The 17,930-nt window shown below is 50.6% G+C and carries 19 protein-coding genes; 13 read left to right on the top strand and 6 right to left on the bottom strand.

What is annotated here, in order from left to right; all coding sequences use genetic code 11:
* Window positions 1-3: 3 nt before the first annotated feature.
* Window positions 4-870: a bifunctional methylenetetrahydrofolate dehydrogenase/methenyltetrahydrofolate cyclohydrolase FolD gene (gene folD / locus H6624_19545; protein ID MCB9086545.1), complete on the bottom strand. Its 867-nt coding sequence runs from the start codon at window positions 868-870 to the stop codon at window positions 4-6.
* A 212-nt stretch (window positions 871-1,082) separates the two neighbouring features.
* On the opposite strand from folD, the gene H6624_19540 reads away from it, so the two are divergent.
* The 6 genes from H6624_19540 to H6624_19515 all read left to right on the top strand — a co-directional run bounded on the left by H6624_19540 (window position 1,083) and on the right by H6624_19515 (window position 4,405).
* The gene (locus H6624_19540) at window positions 1,083-1,304 is read left to right on the top strand and encodes a hypothetical protein (protein ID MCB9086544.1); all 222 of its coding nucleotides are present in this window, start codon (window positions 1,083-1,085) and stop codon (window positions 1,302-1,304) included.
* A 127-nt stretch (window positions 1,305-1,431) separates the two neighbouring features.
* On the top strand, window positions 1,432-1,698 hold the full coding sequence (locus H6624_19535) for a Flp family type IVb pilin (protein MCB9086543.1): 267 nt from the start codon (window positions 1,432-1,434) through the stop codon (window positions 1,696-1,698).
* Complete coding sequence (locus H6624_19530; GenBank protein MCB9086542.1) at window positions 1,695-2,054, top strand: hypothetical protein; 360 nt, start codon at window positions 1,695-1,697, stop codon at window positions 2,052-2,054. Before H6624_19535 ends, H6624_19530 begins: the two co-directional genes overlap by 4 nt.
* Window positions 2,051-2,734 carry a hypothetical protein gene (locus H6624_19525; protein MCB9086541.1) on the top strand — a complete coding sequence of 228 codons (684 nt, stop codon included), beginning with the start codon at window positions 2,051-2,053 and terminating at the stop codon, window positions 2,732-2,734. Before H6624_19530 ends, H6624_19525 begins: the two co-directional genes overlap by 4 nt.
* Window positions 2,735-2,855: 121 nt before the next feature.
* Complete coding sequence (locus tag H6624_19520; protein ID MCB9086540.1) at window positions 2,856-3,359, top strand: hypothetical protein; 504 nt, start codon at window positions 2,856-2,858, stop codon at window positions 3,357-3,359.
* Window positions 3,356-4,405, top strand: a complete 1,050-nt coding sequence (locus tag H6624_19515) for a hypothetical protein (GenBank protein MCB9086539.1) — start codon at window positions 3,356-3,358, stop codon at window positions 4,403-4,405. Before H6624_19520 ends, H6624_19515 begins: the two co-directional genes overlap by 4 nt.
* A gap of 46 nt (window positions 4,406-4,451) precedes the next feature.
* Here H6624_19515 and H6624_19510 read toward each other — a convergent pair whose 3' ends face one another.
* Window positions 4,452-5,783 (bottom strand): amidohydrolase family protein, encoded by a 1,332-nt coding sequence (locus tag H6624_19510; protein MCB9086538.1) that lies wholly within the window; start codon window positions 5,781-5,783, stop codon window positions 4,452-4,454.
* Between the two features lie 72 nt (window positions 5,784-5,855).
* Window positions 5,856-7,727 (bottom strand): hypothetical protein, encoded by a 1,872-nt coding sequence (locus H6624_19505; protein ID MCB9086537.1) that lies wholly within the window; start codon window positions 7,725-7,727, stop codon window positions 5,856-5,858.
* 381 nt (window positions 7,728-8,108) lie between these two features.
* Between H6624_19505 and H6624_19500 the strand changes: the two genes are divergently transcribed.
* From H6624_19500 to H6624_19490, 3 genes are all read left to right on the top strand, one after another.
* Window positions 8,109-9,215 (top strand): hybrid sensor histidine kinase/response regulator, encoded by a 1,107-nt coding sequence (locus H6624_19500; protein MCB9086536.1) that lies wholly within the window; start codon window positions 8,109-8,111, stop codon window positions 9,213-9,215.
* A 71-nt stretch (window positions 9,216-9,286) separates the two neighbouring features.
* The gene (locus tag H6624_19495) at window positions 9,287-10,582 is read left to right on the top strand and encodes a type II and III secretion system protein (GenBank protein MCB9086535.1); all 1,296 of its coding nucleotides are present in this window, start codon (window positions 9,287-9,289) and stop codon (window positions 10,580-10,582) included.
* Complete coding sequence (locus H6624_19490; protein MCB9086534.1) at window positions 10,572-11,678, top strand: CpaF family protein; 1,107 nt, start codon at window positions 10,572-10,574, stop codon at window positions 11,676-11,678. Before H6624_19495 ends, H6624_19490 begins: the two co-directional genes overlap by 11 nt.
* Here the strand turns inward: H6624_19490 and H6624_19485 are convergent.
* Both H6624_19485 and aspS read right to left on the bottom strand, forming a co-directional pair.
* Window positions 11,675-12,094: a hypothetical protein gene (locus H6624_19485; GenBank protein MCB9086533.1), complete on the bottom strand. Its 420-nt coding sequence runs from the start codon at window positions 12,092-12,094 to the stop codon at window positions 11,675-11,677. The two genes, H6624_19490 and H6624_19485, sit on opposite strands and share 4 nt — an antisense overlap.
* Before the next feature lie 126 nt (window positions 12,095-12,220).
* Complete coding sequence (gene aspS / locus H6624_19480) at window positions 12,221-14,035, bottom strand: aspartate--tRNA ligase (GenBank protein ID MCB9086532.1); 1,815 nt, start codon at window positions 14,033-14,035, stop codon at window positions 12,221-12,223.
* 259 nt (window positions 14,036-14,294) lie between these two features.
* On the opposite strand from aspS, the gene H6624_19475 reads away from it, so the two are divergent.
* The 4 genes from H6624_19475 to H6624_19460 all read left to right on the top strand — a co-directional run bounded on the left by H6624_19475 (window position 14,295) and on the right by H6624_19460 (window position 17,056).
* A complete protein-coding gene (locus H6624_19475; GenBank protein MCB9086531.1) occupies window positions 14,295-14,600 on the top strand; it encodes a polyhydroxyalkanoic acid system family protein in 306 nt (101 codons plus the stop codon).
* Window positions 14,601-14,611: 11 nt separating this feature from the next.
* Window positions 14,612-15,889 (top strand): RNA polymerase factor sigma-32, encoded by a 1,278-nt coding sequence (locus H6624_19470; GenBank protein MCB9086530.1) that lies wholly within the window; start codon window positions 14,612-14,614, stop codon window positions 15,887-15,889.
* 165 nt (window positions 15,890-16,054) lie between these two features.
* The gene (locus H6624_19465; GenBank protein ID MCB9086529.1) at window positions 16,055-16,504 is read left to right on the top strand and encodes a hypothetical protein; all 450 of its coding nucleotides are present in this window, start codon (window positions 16,055-16,057) and stop codon (window positions 16,502-16,504) included.
* Window positions 16,505-16,576: 72 nt separating this feature from the next.
* Complete coding sequence (locus H6624_19460; GenBank protein MCB9086528.1) at window positions 16,577-17,056, top strand: hypothetical protein; 480 nt, start codon at window positions 16,577-16,579, stop codon at window positions 17,054-17,056.
* Window positions 17,057-17,133: 77 nt separating this feature from the next.
* On the opposite strand, the gene H6624_19455 is transcribed toward H6624_19460, so the two are convergent.
* Window positions 17,134-17,925 carry a FliA/WhiG family RNA polymerase sigma factor gene (locus H6624_19455; protein MCB9086527.1) on the bottom strand — a complete coding sequence of 264 codons (792 nt, stop codon included), beginning with the start codon at window positions 17,923-17,925 and terminating at the stop codon, window positions 17,134-17,136.
* Window positions 17,926-17,930 lie beyond the last annotated feature (5 nt).

The raw sequence follows: 17,930 nt of genomic DNA, 5'->3' as shown, positions 1-17,930 counted from the left end.
GTGCTATTTGTTTTGGTTGAGCTCCGCAAGCCTCAAAGTGTTCTCCAATAGCATGGCAATGGTCATGGGGCCAACTCCTCCCGGCACGGGAGTGGCAGCCTGAGCCCAACCTTCCAACTCTTCGAAGCGTACATCTCCGCACAGCTTGGATTTACCATCAGAACCAGGCTGACGGTGAATACCGACGTCGATGACAATGCTGCCCTCTTTAAAATCATCCTTACCCAACATGCGTGGGCGTCCTGCGGCAACTACAACAACGTCCGCATACTTGGTGTGAGAGGAGACATCTTTGGTGCGCGAATGACAAACCGTCACCGTGGCATCTGCTTGGGTGAGCAAGTGCGCCATGGGCTTACCTACAATATTGCTGCGACCAACAACCACAGCGGTCTTACCGGCCACGGTGATTTTGTAATGCTCAAGAATGGCCATCACACCGGCGGGCGTGCAGGAAATCGCCCGAGGTTTTCCCATCCACAACAAGCCCATAGAACTTGAAGTTAAGCCATCTACATCTTTGTTGGGATCAATCCAGGTTAGGACCTCATCCGCATCCAAACTCTTTGGCAGAGGAAGCTGCACCAGAATGCCGTCAACCTTGTTGTCACTGTTGAGCTGATCAATCAGGGATTTTAACTCTGAAGGTGAGGTTGTTTCAGGAAGTCGATGCTCATAACTCTCCAATCCTACTTCTGCACAGGCTTTGATTTTACCACCCACATAAACCTGGCTTGCCGGGTCATCACCCACCAGGACCACGGCCAAGCCCGGTGTGTGACCAGTTTTCTGGGAGAAGTCCCGAACTTTATCCTTTAACACCGCTCTGCGCGCTGCACTCACCTGTTTGCCGTCAAGTCTAAGCATGATTTCTCCCTGGGACATGGATTGGAATGGTCCCTTATAGGCTGAAAAAGCCATATTTCCAATGAGCCAAGTGAATTTTCAGGACCCTCGACGATGACCATTGACCCGCCTTGTAAAATCCCGTATTTATGAGGGTTACAGCCACAATCGAGATCACTTAGGGGTGACACGATCATTCGGGCATAGGTGGCTTAACAGGGAAAGGGCAATAAAATATGGCACGAGTTAAACTGGCCGAAGATGGCAGCTCCATTGACTTCCAAACCTCCGACACACTCCCATCATCACTTAAAAAGTTTCGTCGTAGCCCAGAGGTTGAGGGATTTTACCGCTTTGTCTATGAAAATGACCTGCGATTTGAGGCTGGGGAAATCCTTGATAAGATCATTCTTCGTCGCCGCCAGGAAAAGAAAGCCAGCAAACGCAAGAAATCTTAATCCGCAGTTTTCCGATTATCGGACACTATTCGGACAGCCAACCCGTAAGCCCCGGAATATTCCTTTCGGGGCTTTTGCATTTTGATTGCATGGACTCCACGAAAGATATTTCCCACGAGGAGTCCAAATGCAAAACCTCAATGCACCTGTGCAAAATGAACGTGGCCAAAGTCTAATTGAGTATCTCATCATCGTCGCCCTGATGGGCGTGGCCACAATTGGCATTGTCCGCACCCTCCAAGGGGCTCTCAACTCCCGGTATGCGAATGTGGTTCATGCCCTACAAGGGTCTAGCAAACGAGAATCCAGCGTCGAGGTTCAGGATTCGGACCTAAAACGCAAGGACCTCTCTGACTTCATGAACGGAGCCGCCAGGCGCAAGGATCGGCAATGAGGGGACTTCCCAACCAGGCGGGTACGAGTCTTCTTGAGTCCACCCTGATCCTGTCCATGTTGATACCGGTATTCTCCTTAGGCTTCGGCATCAGCGTGGTGGCGGGGCTGAAGAGTATAGGCCATCAGGCGCTCTATGAAAGTCTCATTTGCATTGCCCAGGGGGAAACTCCTCACCATTGTGAAAGGCAGCTGAAAATGCAGTTACGCCGCATCATTGTCTGGGGTCGGTGTGAAAATCTGCGCCTTCATCGAGGACCCTACACAATTCGCGGAGATCTGACGTGGAGCTTTGGATCTCAACTTCGCCTCAAGCTGCGCCACCAAATTCCACGCCGACTGGAGAAAGCAATATGATAGAGGCTCCATTTCAATCTAATAAAGGTTTTGCCCTTGTCGTCCTGGTCGGATTGCTTCCCATACTCCTATGCCTACTTCTCATATTTAGTGTCATGGGTCGTGCCCTGCTCAGCCAGTCCCGCGCCCGTCACACCTGCAGGACAAAGACGCTTGAGACTCAGGTCCAAGTGGCGCAGTTACTGCAGCAGCTTCTTAGTTACAACGATCGAGCGCGAAGGTTGCGCCTTAACCGTCGCTCAGCCCAGTCGGCCCTGGCCCTAGCTCATTTGAGTTCACCCCAGTTGGTTCCTTTGGCGAAAGCCAATCTACAAAGAATTACCTATCAACAGACACTTCTCGGATCCAAGCAAAGGGCCTTGATTGCTAGAATGGATTCTGCGTGGGAACAAGGGGAGTACCGTCTTCGTACGGCCCTAAGAAGGCAAAATGCCGACTCGCTTGTGATTATTCACCCGCGGTCCGCTTTCGTTCCCATGCCCCCCACCTCCCTGTCACCCAGCTATGCTCTTCTCCCCGGCGCCCGGGACCTTCAAAGGCAGGGTGCTAAGTGGAAAATCAGGATTAATCCCCTCATAGGAGGATTTGAGAATTTTCACCTGACGTGGCCTGCAAGCTGTGCCTCAACAATTGTAAAGGAGAAGGACAAATGGGTTCCTCAACTGATTGCGGTCAAGTGACCCTTGAAGTCCTATGGATCAGCTTGGTTGTCTTTTCACTTCTCCTGTTTCTCACGTACTTCTCATTTCGCGTGGACGAACAACAATCCAAGCAGCAATTTCAATCCTGGGAGAGTTCCAAATGGAAAAAATGAGTCCACTCGCATGGTTTCGTGGAATCTCGCGCAAGAAGCAGTTGGTTGTTATGATCTTACTCAGCTTCTTGCCGGTTGTTTCTCAGCTGTTCACTAATCAATCGCCCACCCAATCACCTGAATCCACTTCCCCGGAGTCAATCGACACACTTATCCCGAGCGGTTCTGTCCTGATTCCCATCCAGGTTGAGAATTCCGAGTCTTTGGACTCCATTCTCGGACAAAAGGGGATAGTCGATCTGCATAGTCCGGCAAGAGAGCCTGGAGGAAAAAACAGAGTGGTGGCGAGGCGCCTACCCATTCTGCGCGCTCCCCTCAATCCCCAACAGTTTGCAGTTTTAGCTCCTGAAGACCAGGCCCAACTGATTGTCCGGGAACCCGGACCCTTTTGGGTTGTTGTACAAAATCCCAGTCGCTTTGGAACACAATTTGAAAGGGCTTCGACCAAACCCCGCAAAAAGCGAGTGATCGTCGATGGAGGAGTGGAGTGATTAGAACTATTATGTCCTGGATCTTTGCCCAATGCATTTTGGCCAATTGTGCATGGGCTCAACCATCACCACAAGTGCTTATTTTACCCCATGGCAGTGATGAGGTCAGTTATGCGGCCTATTTGCACTCTGAGCAAAATGTGATTTCATTCTCCAAACACCTTCTCGATGGCTGGATTGCCATCACTGAAGCGAACAAGATTCGCCAAAAGACAATGACCTTGATGGAGAAGCTGAACTCCCAACCAGCTCCTCTCCTCCTCAAGGAAATTCATCAACACCTGGCTTTAGCCTTTACAAAGAACTGGCCTCAACAAGTTCGCGAGAATCTTTCACGTCTATGGTTGACGGCCTTCTCTCTTGAGCCTGATGGAGAAAAAAAGCGCAGCCTACTCATGGGTCTGTTGCGATTTCATCCCGACTTCAAACCCTCCGGCTCCCAATTCTCTCCTCCAATCCTGGAAGTATGGAAATCTGAAACTCAGAGGATTCAGTTTCTTAGTTGGACCATTGGTGGCGAGTGGGATGGATTCCGCTACCTCGTTATTAACGGTCGGGTCGTAGATCTTAATGTCCAAAGGGAACTCCTCATTCCGGCACAGGAGATCCATTTGACAGCACTTTCAAATCAGTATTTTCCCATTGATCAAATCATCAAGGGCGCAGAGCTGATCAAGTGGAAACCGAAAAAGGAAGTTCTTGTGACCGGTCTTTGCGGACAGAGCACGTGGAATCACCGCCTAGACTTCAAGATAAACTACGCGGCATACTTTTCGGATTCTTGTATTGAGGAACGGGAAAAGGTGGGCGTTGAGCCGGCGTTCGGCCTGGCAACTCTAAAGCCCCGGCCAAATCCATCTTCGATACAACTCGAGGTTCCCACGCGATATTCAACCATGACTGAGTCAAATTCCTATTGGCCTTGGTACCTAATAGGTGGTCTCATCCTTGGAGCCGTGGGCATTCAGCGGTTCAACAGAAACCGGAACAATCAGCCCCAGCAGCAGCCGACCTACAGGCCGCCGATTTCTCATCAGGGATTTTGATGTTGGAATCCTTCAGCCCGGTGCTGGCCCGATTTTCATTGGCCTTCTAAAAGAGGTGGGTGCCTTTAAAGACCACCGATAGCAACTCTCCCTCTTTGAACTGACTAAAGGTGTTGGGCACCCAGGCCTTATCTGGGTGGGAGTGATAATCAAGGGCCGAGCCCAAAAGAGGGGGTACGCCCTGTACAGCACTCTCATCCAGGGCCAAAAGATTGGTACGCAGGCTGGCTTCCTCGATTGGGCTATCCGACCCAAAATCAAAGGCCACTTCACTTTCCTGTAACAGCCGCCAGGGAAATACAAACCGCTCAAGGTCCCCCAACTTTTCGCCTAGCCAACGCCTGTCTGATAGCCAATGACAGGGCTGGATGTGACAGGTGATCGGTCTCCCCGTCATCTTTTTCGCGGTTTCAGGCCTTAACATTTCCACATGTTCCAGATGCAAGTGACCTTTATATCCCTGAGTCCACAGTTCTTCGGCCGCCACCACGACCCGATGGACGGCCTCATCACCGATAGTGTGAATAGCGATGTCGAATTTATTTTCCCAGGTGAGCTTCATGAGATTCTGAAGCTCAGACCTATTCAACAGTTCCAGGCCCATCCCCGATCCCGAGGGGTAATCGGCACTGATTAGGGCACCTTCTGAGCCTAAAGCCCCATCATAATAAATTTTAAGTCCCACGGCTCGAACGAGGGGAACATTCTCCGCCCGAGCGCGCTTAGCCAAATGGAGAGCCTTGTCAAAATCCTGAGGATCGTCAGCTGAGAAGTACTGTTCAACCGCCAGAGTCAATAGACCTGCTTCAAATAAGTGGCAAGTTTCATCAAACTGTATCTCCGAGCAAGATACATCGCGAATATGGGTAAAACCAGCACGGTTAAAGGTTTGCACTCCCTGCAAAAGAGAGCTGCGAACTTGATTGGAGTCAGGCTCCGGAATAAGTTGGTCCACCATTGATTTAGCCAGGTCAATCAAAATACCCGTTGGTTTCCCCTGCTCATCTACAACAATCCGACCGCCACTCATTTCAGGAATATTTTTGACCTGCCCTTGTTCATCAAGAACTCCAATGAGTTTTAGAGCCTTGCTATTCACCCAGGCTGCGTGGCCATCGGCCCTAGAAAATGAAACCGGGTGATCCGGAAACAACTCGTCGAGAACATCTTTGGTGGGGTAAGTCTGGTCCTGCCAGCGATTGTTGTCCCAACCAAATCCCACCAACCAATCGCCGAGAAAGTGAGCCTGGGAAATCTCACATCCGCGAATTCCACCTGCTGACTGAAGGTGATGCAAAAGCAATCGCGTGGCATTTTGCCCAGTGGCTTGCCAGTGCACATGGCTGTCATAGCAATTGTCGATTTGGGTGTGAGACATAAAACAAACCCCTGAAAGACGTTTCCTTCAGGGGTATCCTTTTTCTCAATCAAGCTCAATGGCTAATGCGATTTAGCGAATGTTTCGTCCTCGCGGATTTACGCCAGGAGTTGTTCCACCGCCTCCAGGAAGCGGGCTGGAACCTGGGTAAGGCAGAATCTCCGGATTGCCCGGCATCAAGGTGCCAGGATAGTAGCCACCACCGTATCCACCCATGGAGATCATCTGAATCTGCATTTGAATGCGATACAGCTCCTGCTGGAGGTTAGCTACAGTTTGGTAACGAGCCTGCATCTGTTGTTGCGCCTGCATCTGCTGTTGCATGTAGATTTGCATTTGCTGGAAGTACATCTGCTGCATTTGCATCTGCATTTGTCCTCCCATCATGCCCATCATACCCATTTGGCCGCCCATCATACCCATCATGCCAGGCATGCCCATCATGCCCATCATACCAGGCATTCCCATCATACCCATCATACCCATCATACCCATTGTACCCATCATACCGGGCATTCCCATCATGCCCATCATACCAGGCATTCCCATCATGCCCATCATACCAGGCATTCCCATCATGCCCATCATACCCATCATACCGGGCATTCCCATCATGCCCATCATACCAGGCATTCCCATCATGCCCATCATGCCCATCGTACCCATCATGCCCATGGTACCCATGAGACCAAAGCCACCCATCATACCGGGCATTCCCATCATGCCCATCATTCCAGGCATTCCCATCATGCCCATCATGCCCATGGAACCCATGATGCCGAAGCCACCCATCATGCCAAAGCCGCCCCCCATGCCGGGCCACATGCCGCCTCCGCCCCAAGGACCTGGCCAGCCCCAAGGGCCCATTCCGGGCATAAACATTCCGCCGCCAAGGCCAAAGCCGCCACCCATCCAAGGAGGATAGCCAAAAGCTCCGCCCATGCCGCCATACATGCCGCCCATTCCACCCATCATGCCCATAGGGCCATAGGGGAATCCGCCACCAAAGGCGCCACCTCCGCAGCCGAACCCACCGTTCACTCCACCCCCGAGAACTCCATAGAGTCCGTTCATCAAGAATGGATAACCGATGGCCGCCGTCATATAAGGACTCGTGGGCCAACCTAAACGAGAGTTTTGATCAGTGGCGTATTTGGCCCCTTTGTAGGCCAGCACGCCGCCGAGCACAGACAATCCAATGGAACCAATGGTCTCCCACATGGTGGGAGAACGAGCATAACCACGACGACGAGACTCACACCAAGGACACCAGGCCTCAGAATTCTCGTCTTCCATAGAGTCGTAATACTTAGACTGAAGGCGCTCACGCTCCCGATCCAAAGTGCGATCGAATTCGCGAAGGTCTTCCTTCATCTCCGCCAATTCAACGGCAAGCTCACTGAACTCTTCAGCGGTTTCGTAGTAGTCTTGAATAGCGGCCTTACAATCCAACTTATGTTCAGTCGAAGCCGAACTCTTAATAAAGGGGCTATTACATACTTCAGGATCCACGGCGCCGCCGTCTTGAGCATAGTCAGGCCACCAGTTGGAATATTCAACCGGATCACAGCCTTCGGTCTGACCCGCATTACAATTACCAATTTTTCCATCACCATTAACGTCATGCTCAACAGGAACACAAAAAACAGAGGCTGGTGGATAGCTCGCAGAGCCGCCAATATTGCGTCCGATCCCGCGACTCACTCGCATCTGATCTGCGCGAGAAAGACCTGCCGAACCTGCCGCAGAAACATTTCCTGGATTACATTCTGTAGCGTAACTACCGGGCCCCCTGTCGCGATCACCTAAATGTTCCAGTACAGCGCTTGCAGCCTGAGACAAAAGCGTTTTACGAATGGCTCTTTCGTAACCCTTCATGCGCCTGCGCAAATCATCTTGCCGCTTTTTCTTGCGATCATAAGACTTCTGTTTTTGGGATTTCATTCGCTTGATGTTTTGAATTCCATCATCGTCATCAACCGAACCTTCAGCGCCGCCGTAATCGTAAGGGCAAGCCTGCATTCCGCCATAAACGCCAGCGCCCCATTGCGCCCAGGCCTTGCCTGAAAACACAAAGGCTGCCATTACAAAAATGAGGACAAGTCGTCTCATAAACCAGAACTCCTCAAAAATATTAGAGTACTTGACTCTCACCTTATCGACCGCCCTAGCAAAAGGCTTGACTCAATTCTAATCGATCAGGACCTAAAGCCTGTTTCTCTTTACCAAAGTCGAGTTTACTTTTGTCCTTACCGGATGCCCTTTTGCCGTGATGACGAATCTGGATTGCTTCACCAACACCTCAATTCTACACTATATTATCTGATGAAACATTCCATTCTTTGCGTTGATGACGAAATAGATAATGTAGATGCCCTGGAACGCATCTTCAGAAGGCATTTCAGGGTATTGAAGGCAACTTCAGGGGCCGAAGGTCTAGCCTTGTTGAAAGAAGCGACAGATGTCGCAGTTATTATCAGTGACCAAAGAATGCCCAAAATGACGGGTGTCGAGTTTCTTAAAAAAACGATCAAGACCCACCCGGACGCCATACGCATTCTTCTCACTGGCTATACCGACATTGAATCTGTGATTGATGCCATCAATTCCGGAGAGGTTTACCGGTATTTGACCAAGCCATGGGACTCTGTGGACTTGGCCAATACCATCAACAAGGCTATCGAGAAATTTGATCTACGAAGAGAACTGGTTGAAAAAAATAAGGCACTCGAGGCCGCCCTCGAGGAACTTAAATCCCTGGATCAAGCGAAAACTCAGTTCATGGTACTGATCAATCATGAGCTCAAGACGCCACTTACAGTTTTGTTGAGTTTTCTGGAGCTACTTCAAGAGGGCACACTAGACGATGAACAGCAGGTCTACGTCAATCGCATCGACCAGAGTGCCAAGAGACTCAAGACCATCATTGACGAGGTGCTGGAATTGGTGTCGGCGGAAACCGGTCAAATCAAGATTTCGTCGTCCAAGATCGATATCCAAGAGATGATCACTGACATTCACGAAAGCTGGAAGCTTCGCCTCGAGGGCAAATCCCTGGGCTGGAGCGAGAGTATTGAGGTCGACAAAATAAAGACGGATCGTACTCTGCTGGTCAATATTCTCAACCGCCTGATCGACAACGCGGTCAAGTTTGGCACCAAAGGGAGTGATGTCGAGATTCAAGTGACCTGCGATAGCGAGGCTGATTTCTGCCTGTTCAAGGTTCGCAACAAAGGCAAGGCTATGACCAAGAACACCATTGCCAGGGTATTGAAACCTTTTACACTGGATGAAGACCTACTTCACCATTCCAAGGGGTTGGGAATGGGTCTCAGCTTATCTCAAGCCCTGCTTAAGGTGCTTGGTAGCGAAATCGACATCACTTGCCCTAAGGGTTACATTGAAGTCTCTTTCCGGCTGCCGTCCGGTTAACGGATTCTAAGCTCACCAGCCCCCTCAGCTTGCAGCATTTGCTGCTACGTTTGTTGCAATTCCGGGTTTCCATGAACCACCTCCTCATTTTCCTTGTTCTTTGTTTCATCTCTTCCGCCATGGCCGGTGAGCCTTTGCTTCTCAACAAAGGCGAGTACACGACAATCAATGCCCCCATTGGTGCTTCGGTACACAACTCTTCTGGAAAAACCGTGCAGATAAAGGACCAGGGAGCATCTTTGCAACTATTGGGAAAATCCTATGGCTCCAGTCAAATCAGCTTTGGAGGCACCAAACTCGATGTACTCGTAACCACGGGGAGTCAGAAGACTTTTGCTCAGGATGCCTTAGCCTATTTCAGAGATCGACCAGGATTGATTTTTCATGCCCAGCACCCCTGCCATCTGGTGAGCGGAGAACTTCTCAGATGGAGTGACTGGGTCGCTCTTTCCGCGATGACCAACTCCAACAACGGGTGCTATACCTTTGAGGCTCACATAGCTCCAGAAATTACTTCTCAGGTCATGACTCAACTCAAAAGAGAACTTACAAAAGATGGGCTTCACACCCCAAGCATCTCTCTCCAGGGAAAAGTTCTGGTTAGGTATTCGATTGAAATGGAAAAAAGCAGGGGGCAGATTTCTTCTCTCCTGAATCCCTGGGGCCTTAAGGCCGAATTTAGTGAACACACAATTTCACTTCGTCCCCTGATTCGCGTGCAGATTGTAGTCGCAGAAGTCAGTCGACAAATGGCCCGACAATTGGGACTGAGCTGGCCCGGTAGCTATGCTGCTCACCTCACTCCCCAATTTCGCTTGGCTGACGACTGGCAAGTCACATTGTCCGCCCTGGAGCAAAGTGGCGTTGGCAAGGTGTTGGCCAGCCCCAGTCTTCTCACCAGAAGCGGGGATTCAGCGGAGTTTCTGGCTGGTGGGGAAATTCCCCTGCGCGTAACACGTTACAAGTCCCGGCAGGTGAGCTGGCACAAATACGGCGTTAGTCTTAAGGTTCTCCCCCGCGCAGACCATCGTGGTTATCTCGATGTGGACCTTTCGGTTGAAGTCTCCAGCCCGGACCCAGGGCTCAGCTCGGACGGTCTTCCTGCCTTCAAATCCCATTCAATCAAAACCCATTTTAACCTCAAACAAAAGTCGACAATTTCCCTTGGGGGGTTGATTCGCAATGAACAAGGTGAGTCCTCCTCAGGATGGCCCGGACTCTCACGCATACCCATTCTGGGCTATTTGTTTTCGAGCAAGGAATTCCTGGAAAATCGTTCGGAAATGATGATATTTGTTACCCCTGAAATCGTCACCTCAACTGAAGATAAGTCTCTCATCGAAAGACCACCTGGCCATGGTGACTGATATTTCTGACCTATGTGAAATCGTCGAGGAAAAGATCGGTCACGTTCCCCAAGTTAACCTGCGTTCCATTGAGGACGATCAAGGCCATGGCGGTAGCCAGCACATTTTAGAGATCTTAAGATCCCATAGCTCTTCCCTGGCTGAAGCAGAGTTAAATCGAGTGATCGAGGAGTTCTGTGGTGATGGACCAATTGGATTCCTTTTGCAGAGGGAAAACATCAGCGAAATCTTGATCAATGGCCCCAGGGAAATCTGGATTGAGGAACACGGGAGACTAAAAAAGGCCGAACACCAGTTTCATTCCCCTGCCACCTACAAAAATTTTGTTAATCGGATCTTCCAGGAGGCAGGGGTTCACATTGACTTGGCTCAGCCCTCTGTCGACGGATTCTGGCGAGGACTGCGTCTTCATGCTATCGGCCCACCACTTACCTCCGATGCCCCATGCCTGAGCCTACGCAAACACCCCAGTAACCCCTGGAGCGTGGATGAACTCCAACGCGTCGGCTGGTGCGAGGCAGACACCGCTCACAAGCTGCGCGAGCTCGTCCAACAACAAAAGACTCTGGTGTTTGCCGGATCTACTGGTAGTGGCAAAACTTCAATTTTGAGTGCCTGCCTGCGAGAAATTCCAGGTCACTGCCGGGCTCTCATCTTGGAAGACACTCCTGAAATCTCCATTCCAAACTCAATCTCCCTGCGCCTATTGACCCGTCAGGATCTGCGCAGCGAATACCCTGTCTATGATCTCAGCGATCTCATTCGTCAGTCTCTGCGAATGCGCCCGGACCGCATCATCCTCGGGGAAGTCAGAGGTCCTGAAGCCAAAGACCTGGTGCTCGCCCTGTCCACGGGCCACAAAGGAGGAATGGCCACCCTACACGCCGATAGTGCCATCGAGGCTCTCCTTCGTTTGGAAATCCTCATCCAACTCGGGGCCCCACAATGGCAGGTGGAGACTATTCGTCGATTGATTTTTCATGGAATAGATTATGTCATTTTGACAGGACGAAACGCAGAAAAGCGCCAGTTTGCTGGCGCCTTTCGTTTAGCATCTCTGGAGTCCTGTGGGTTTCTGCTCGACCGGGAGTTTTAAGCACTGACGTTCAGATAGCTACCCGGAGGCATAACATCGCCTTCGACCATTTCACCGGATTCTGGATCCTGGTAGAGAGTTTGACCCGAGGGGCTTACAACAGGTTCCATGGGCTCACTCAGACCGAGATCATAGCGCTGGTCGGGCTCCGGACTCATCCGACGCATAAAAAAGCCATCCGAGAGGCGACGAACGATCTCAGCTTCCTGCTGAACCTTGGAACGCCCACTCATGACTTCAGCATGCTTTTGAGCTGCCAACTGAGCTGTGGTGACCGAGGTATCCCGACGACTCGCTCCCGATGACCCCTCTGGCCGACCAAACGTCGGTCCCCCTGGGCGGGCAGCGTGGCCGTCCCTCATATCAACAGCAGCAATTCGGGGTGTATTGGGAAGAATCCCACTGATCTTTTGCATTCCACACCTCCATGTGCGGCTTGGTGAGAACCTCATGCTCTCACCTTTCTTATCGGTCACGGGAGGCTTTACCAAACGGTCCGATCGTCTAATTCTGCTACACGACTCGACTTAAGTAAGGGTTCCTCAGGAACCCTTACCTTCGGTGATGCTCTTTTCAGCGGCACTACCCAGACGAATACCCAGCTCAATAAGCTGATCGCGACCCACGGTACTTGGCGCATCCGACATAAGACAAGTGGCCTTTGCCGTTTTGGGAAAGGCAATCACATCGCGGATGGCATCGGTGTCGCACAAAATCATAATCAGTCGATCCATGCCCCAAGCAATACCGCCATGAGGAGGAGTGCCATACGACAGCGCCTCAATAAAGAAGCCAAACTTATGATGAACTTCCTCTTCACTTAAGCCAAGCGCCTTAAACAAAGCCTTTTGCACTTGCTGATTGTGGATCCTGATACTACCACCAGCGATTTCGTGACCATTGCAGACAAAGTCGTAAGCCTTGGCAAGAAGTCCCGCATATTCTTGTTCATTTTCCTGATGGAGAGTCTGGAGGAATTCATCCTTCGGAGCTGTGAACGGATGATGGCGAGCCACCCAGCGCTTTTCATTGGGATCAAATTCCAACAACGGAAAGTCAATAACCCACAAAAAACTGTCGCTGGTTAAATCCACTAAACCCAATTGGTGACCCAGATGATCACGTAATGCCGCCAGCGCATGACAGGAAACCTCAAAGTCGTCGGCCACAACAAATACTGCGCCGCCTTTTTCTCCGCCCGCACGTACAAACATATCTTCAAGAAGATCGGCGCTCAAAAACTTGGCAACTGAAGAAGTCAGGCCACCGCCTTCGTCTGCCTTGATCCAAACCAGACCTTTTGCCCCGTATTGCTTGGCCATGTCCGTCAGCTTATCAATTTGTCCGCGACTAAAAGATCCCGCTTTTGGCACGGCCAAGGCACGTACCGCTCCACCACGAGCCAAAGCGTCTTCAAACACCTTGAATCCGCACCCCTTTGCAAGATCAGCCAAATCTTTGAGTTCCAAAGGATTACGCAAGTCCGGCTTGTCGCTGCCAAAGCGATTCATCACTTCAACGTAGGTCATCCGCGGAATCGGGCCTATATCTTTGCCCTTAATCTCCTGCCAAAGTTTTCGCGCCAATGATTCGTTAAGTTCCAACAAATCATCCACATCGACAAAACTCATTTCGATATCAATTTGCGAAAACTCAGGCTGGCGGTCGGCCCGCAGGTCCTCATCGCGGAAACATCGGGCAATCTGAAAATACCGATCCATGCCGCCAACCATGAGAAGTTGCTTCAGAGTCTGAGGACTCTGAGGAAGAGCATAAAAATGGCCCAAGTGAACACGTGAAGGCACCAGGTAGTCCCGAGCCCCCTCGGGAGTGCTCTTATAAAGTATGGGGGTCTCCACTTCCAAAAAACCATTGTCCGACAAAAAGTTCCGCACCAGGTGCGCGACCTGATGGCGCACAATCAGATGACTTTGCAACTGAGAAGAACGCAACTCCAAATAGCGATACTTAAGTCGCAAGTTCTCTGACACCTTGCTGTCGCCAATGTGAATTGGGGGCGTGGCAGCTTCAGACAAAATCTGACAAATCTGGGCTTCTACTTCCACCTCTCCAGTGGCAATCTTTTTATTTACCATTCCGTCAGGACGAGCTCTCACCACTCCTTTGAGGGCGACCACATATTCATTGCGCAAATCTTTGGCCTGAGCTGTCTCATTCAAACTCGGATTTAGGACCACCTGGACCAGCCCTGCCCGATCGCGCAGATCGACGAACACCAGACCTCCGTGGTCGCGGCGGGTGTCCACCCAGCCCATGAGAATGACTTCCTGACCCACATGCTCTTTTCGCAGCTCACCACATCGATGGGTGCGCTTATGCTCGCTGACAAATTTCACTGGAGACTCCTTAAAAAACTTCACCCAATCTCTCACGATCACAAGGTCCGATCAAGAGCGAGAGCCTCTTCCCGGTCCACTCGGTCGAAGAATCCATCGATCAGCCCCTCCCGCATGAACTAATTTTAGGGGGGCCTTTAGGGACTTTTATGACCCTCGTCCACCAATGCCTTCCCACCTGGTGCCAATTTCGAACCAAATTCTGCATGCGGCAGGGAAAGAATGGACAGCTGGCCCGGATGGGACTATCTTCGGTCCCATGCCTAAAGTTACAGTCAGTTGCCAATCCACAGTGAGTTCCAAGGAAGCCTTCGACCGAGTCCGCAAGATTCTGGAGGAGGATCAAGAGCTCCACAAGCTTGATGCCCAATACAAATGTGAGTTTGATGAGTCCAAGCTGAGTGGCCTGGCTACGGGCAAGCATTTCAAAGCCTCAATGGCCATTTCTGAGGGAAATCCGGGGTCTAACGTACAGATCACGGTCGAACTCCCCCTGGCCCTGTCGTTAGCTAAAGGCATTGTTCAAAAAACTTTGCAACGCAAACTGGATCGGGCTCTGACCTGATAACGGGGACTATGGCAAAGAAGGCCAAGAAGAAGGCGGCCAAAGGGAAAACGAAGGGCAAGAAAGTCACGCAAACCAAAGCCAGCCGAAAAAAATCCAAGTCCAAAAAGACCGCCAAAAGACCCGCGTCTGTTGGCAAAAATAAATCCTCGGCCAAAAAATCAAAATCCACGAAAAAGATCACTAAGAAAACCCGTAAAACCGCAGCCCCAAAAAGAGGAAAAAAGATCTCGCTCCGCGCTGAGGAATCCAGAGCCCAAGTGCTCACACCTGAGATCGTCGACGATCGCTCCCGCCATCAGGATGAACAAGAGTTTGAGGAAGAAGACGCCTACATTGATGACCGGGAGGCTCTGGCCCAGGAATACGACCTAGACATTCCAGAGACAGAGGACCCAGGAAAGTCACTGGTCCCAACCGGAGGACAAGCCCTATCGCTGACCGACCCAGTGGCCCGCTATATGGCCGAAGTCAGCCGCTATCCCATGCTCACCCGAGAACAGGAAGAAGAAGTGGCCAAACGCTACTATGAAACCAAAGACCCTCGTCTGGCTGAAGTGCTGGTAACATCAAATCTGCGTTTCGTGGTCAAAGTTGCGGCCGAATACTCTAAGTTTGGCGCCCGCTTGATTGATCTTATCCAAGAAGGAAATGTGGGTCTTATGCATGCGGTGAAGGAGTTTAATCCCTACAAGGGTGTGAAACTTATCACTTATGCGGTTTGGTGGATACGCGGGTACATCCAGGAATATCTGATGCGCCAATATTCTTTAGTGCGCATCGGGACCACGCAGAACCAACGCAAGCTGTTCTACCAGCTTCAAAAGGAAAAACAGGAGTTGGAACGCCTGGGAGAAGAAGCTGGAATCAAACAGTTGAGCGGTCGCTTGGGAATTCCCGAACAGGAGGTGGCAGATATGCATAACCGCCTTTCTGGTCGAGATGTCAGTCTCAATCAACCCCTGGGACCTGAAGAAGGATCGCGGCTGATGGATTTGCAGTCAGATGACTCGTCGGCCAATGAGCTGGACGCCATGATTGATCTTAAGGAGCACTTGGGACTGCTTAATGCCGCCCTTGATCAATTGCGGCCCAATCTCACTGATAAAGAGACTTATATATTAGAGAACCGTCTCCTTGCTGATAACCCCATGACATTGCAGGAGATTGGGGAGGGCTGGAGTGTGACAAGAGAAGCCGTGCGCCAAATGGAGGCACGGCTTCTGGCCAAAATCCGCAAGACTTTGCTGGAAAATGGCATTGCCGACCCTACAGAATCTTCACCTTAATTAGAAAATATTACCGAAACGGTTCCCCTTTGGGCCCGGACGCCCATCAGTGAACTTGATAAATTCCATTCACAGCTAATAATTTTACGACCACAAGGCTTTCCCCTATGTTGGCCCCGTTGCGGCGCTTTGCCGGAAAAGAATCAAAATTCTAGGGGGGAAACCATGAAGAAGTTAGTACTTTGTTTGCTTGCTGTTGCCAGTCTTGGAGCCAACGCTCTGACACCTATGATGCATAATCTTGAATCCGGAGTTTGGACTCTCCGCACAAAGGGAGAAGTGCCCAATCCCAATTGCGACGTCTACACCCAGTTGACCCTGGACAAGGGCGAGATGATCGGCCCCTTTGCTCTGTTGGAAAATGGCGTGGCTGGATTCTGTGAAATCTATGTATTTCCGAATGAGCGCATTTATCACCTGCAGCTGAAGAGTGTTTCATGCGGTTCTGGTCACTACGAGGCCTCACGCATTACCGAAAGTGGAATGGAAAAGCTTACTGTGATTGACCATCGCACCCGCATTTGCCGCGATCTTCCTCCTGCTCAGATCCTCGTGACCATCGAGTCACCTGAAGGTCAAAAGCAGGTTCTCTTTGGAAATCCAAGCCGCTTCTAATTGAATTTACTGCATACAACTGGGCTGACGTCCACTGGGATGGCCCAGCAAAAATATCTAGGGGGAAATAACATGAAAAAATTGATGATTGCTTTAACGTTACTCGTTTCATCCAGTGCCTTTGCTAGTTCAGTGATCGCACAAAAGGAGTTCTGGGCTGGTTTTTCGCCAAATCCTGTTAACTCCAAGATCTCTATTATGGACGACGGAACTTCGGTTGCCGAAATCCGCTACGTTATGGAAAATAAAGTTGAGTTCCATGATCTGGCCACGCTGAGCCCTGCAGCACTTAAGTCTCTAAAGCTACGCATCGCTGATGTGACTCCCGAGGTTCTAAAGGACTGGGAAGAAGATCAACCCAAGTGTTTGGATGCGCCTTCAAAGTCCTACAAGATGGTGAAGGCCGATGGCACTGAGCTTCAGTTCTATCGTTGGGCCAGCTGCCACGAGTGGGTGCTGCCAAATGCGGACAACCTCTGGAAGGCAGAGCCCATCAAGACTCTTCTTGATGGCCTTGAGGCTTTGATTGAGTACCGTTGGGAAATCCAGTAATAGTCGCAGACAGCTGGAAATAAAAAAAGCCGACTGATTTCTCAGTCGGCTTTTTTGTCCTGATACCAAACTTCATATTATCCCGCTTCTAGCTCCTGATCTTCAAAGTGCTGGGCAAGCTTAGCCCGCAAACGGGCAATCGCCTGAGCATGAAGCTGAGAAACACGGCTCTCGGTCACGCGAAGGATCATCCCAATCTCCTTAAGATTGAGGTCCTCGTAGTAGTAAAGCGACAACACCAGACGCTGCCTTTCGGGCAGGTCCTCAATGGCCTTGGTTACCACCTCTTTAACCGATTTAATGTTTAACTGCGTGTAGGGGTTATTGAGTTTACACCCTTCAAGCAGACTCAAAATCGACTTTTTGTCCACATTACTAAATGTGGCTGCATCATCAATAGAGAGCACGGAAACCGGGCGCACCTGATTGACGAGATCGTAGAACTCATCCATCGACATTCCCAGCTGCTCAGCCACTTCTTCATCGGTGGCGGAGCGACCAAGCTCGGCTTCCATTTGGATCAAGGTGCGATCCAACATTTTAGCCTTATCGCGCACCGAACGGGGAACCCAGTCCTGGGCACGAAGCTCATCCAAGATAGATCCTCTAATACGGAATTCTGCGTAGGTCTTAAACTTGTTGTCCCGAGTTGGATCATACTTTTCAATCGCGTCCATGAGACCAATCACTCCACTGGAAATGAGGTCATCAAGCTCAATATTCGAAGGAAGCCGGATCGCGATCTTCTGAGCGATAAACTTAATGAGGGGAGCATACTCCATGATCAGCTTGTCTTTCTGCTGAGGCGTAAGTTTGCTCGGTTCCTCTTTATATTTCTGTAACAAGGAATTATTATTGTTATTAGCCATCAAAT

It is taken from the genome of Pseudobdellovibrionaceae bacterium (genome assembly GCA_020635075.1).
Classification (GTDB): Bacteria; Bdellovibrionota; Bdellovibrionia; order Bdellovibrionales; family UBA1609; genus JADZEO01.
This window is presented reverse-complemented; position numbering and strand designations above follow the sequence as displayed.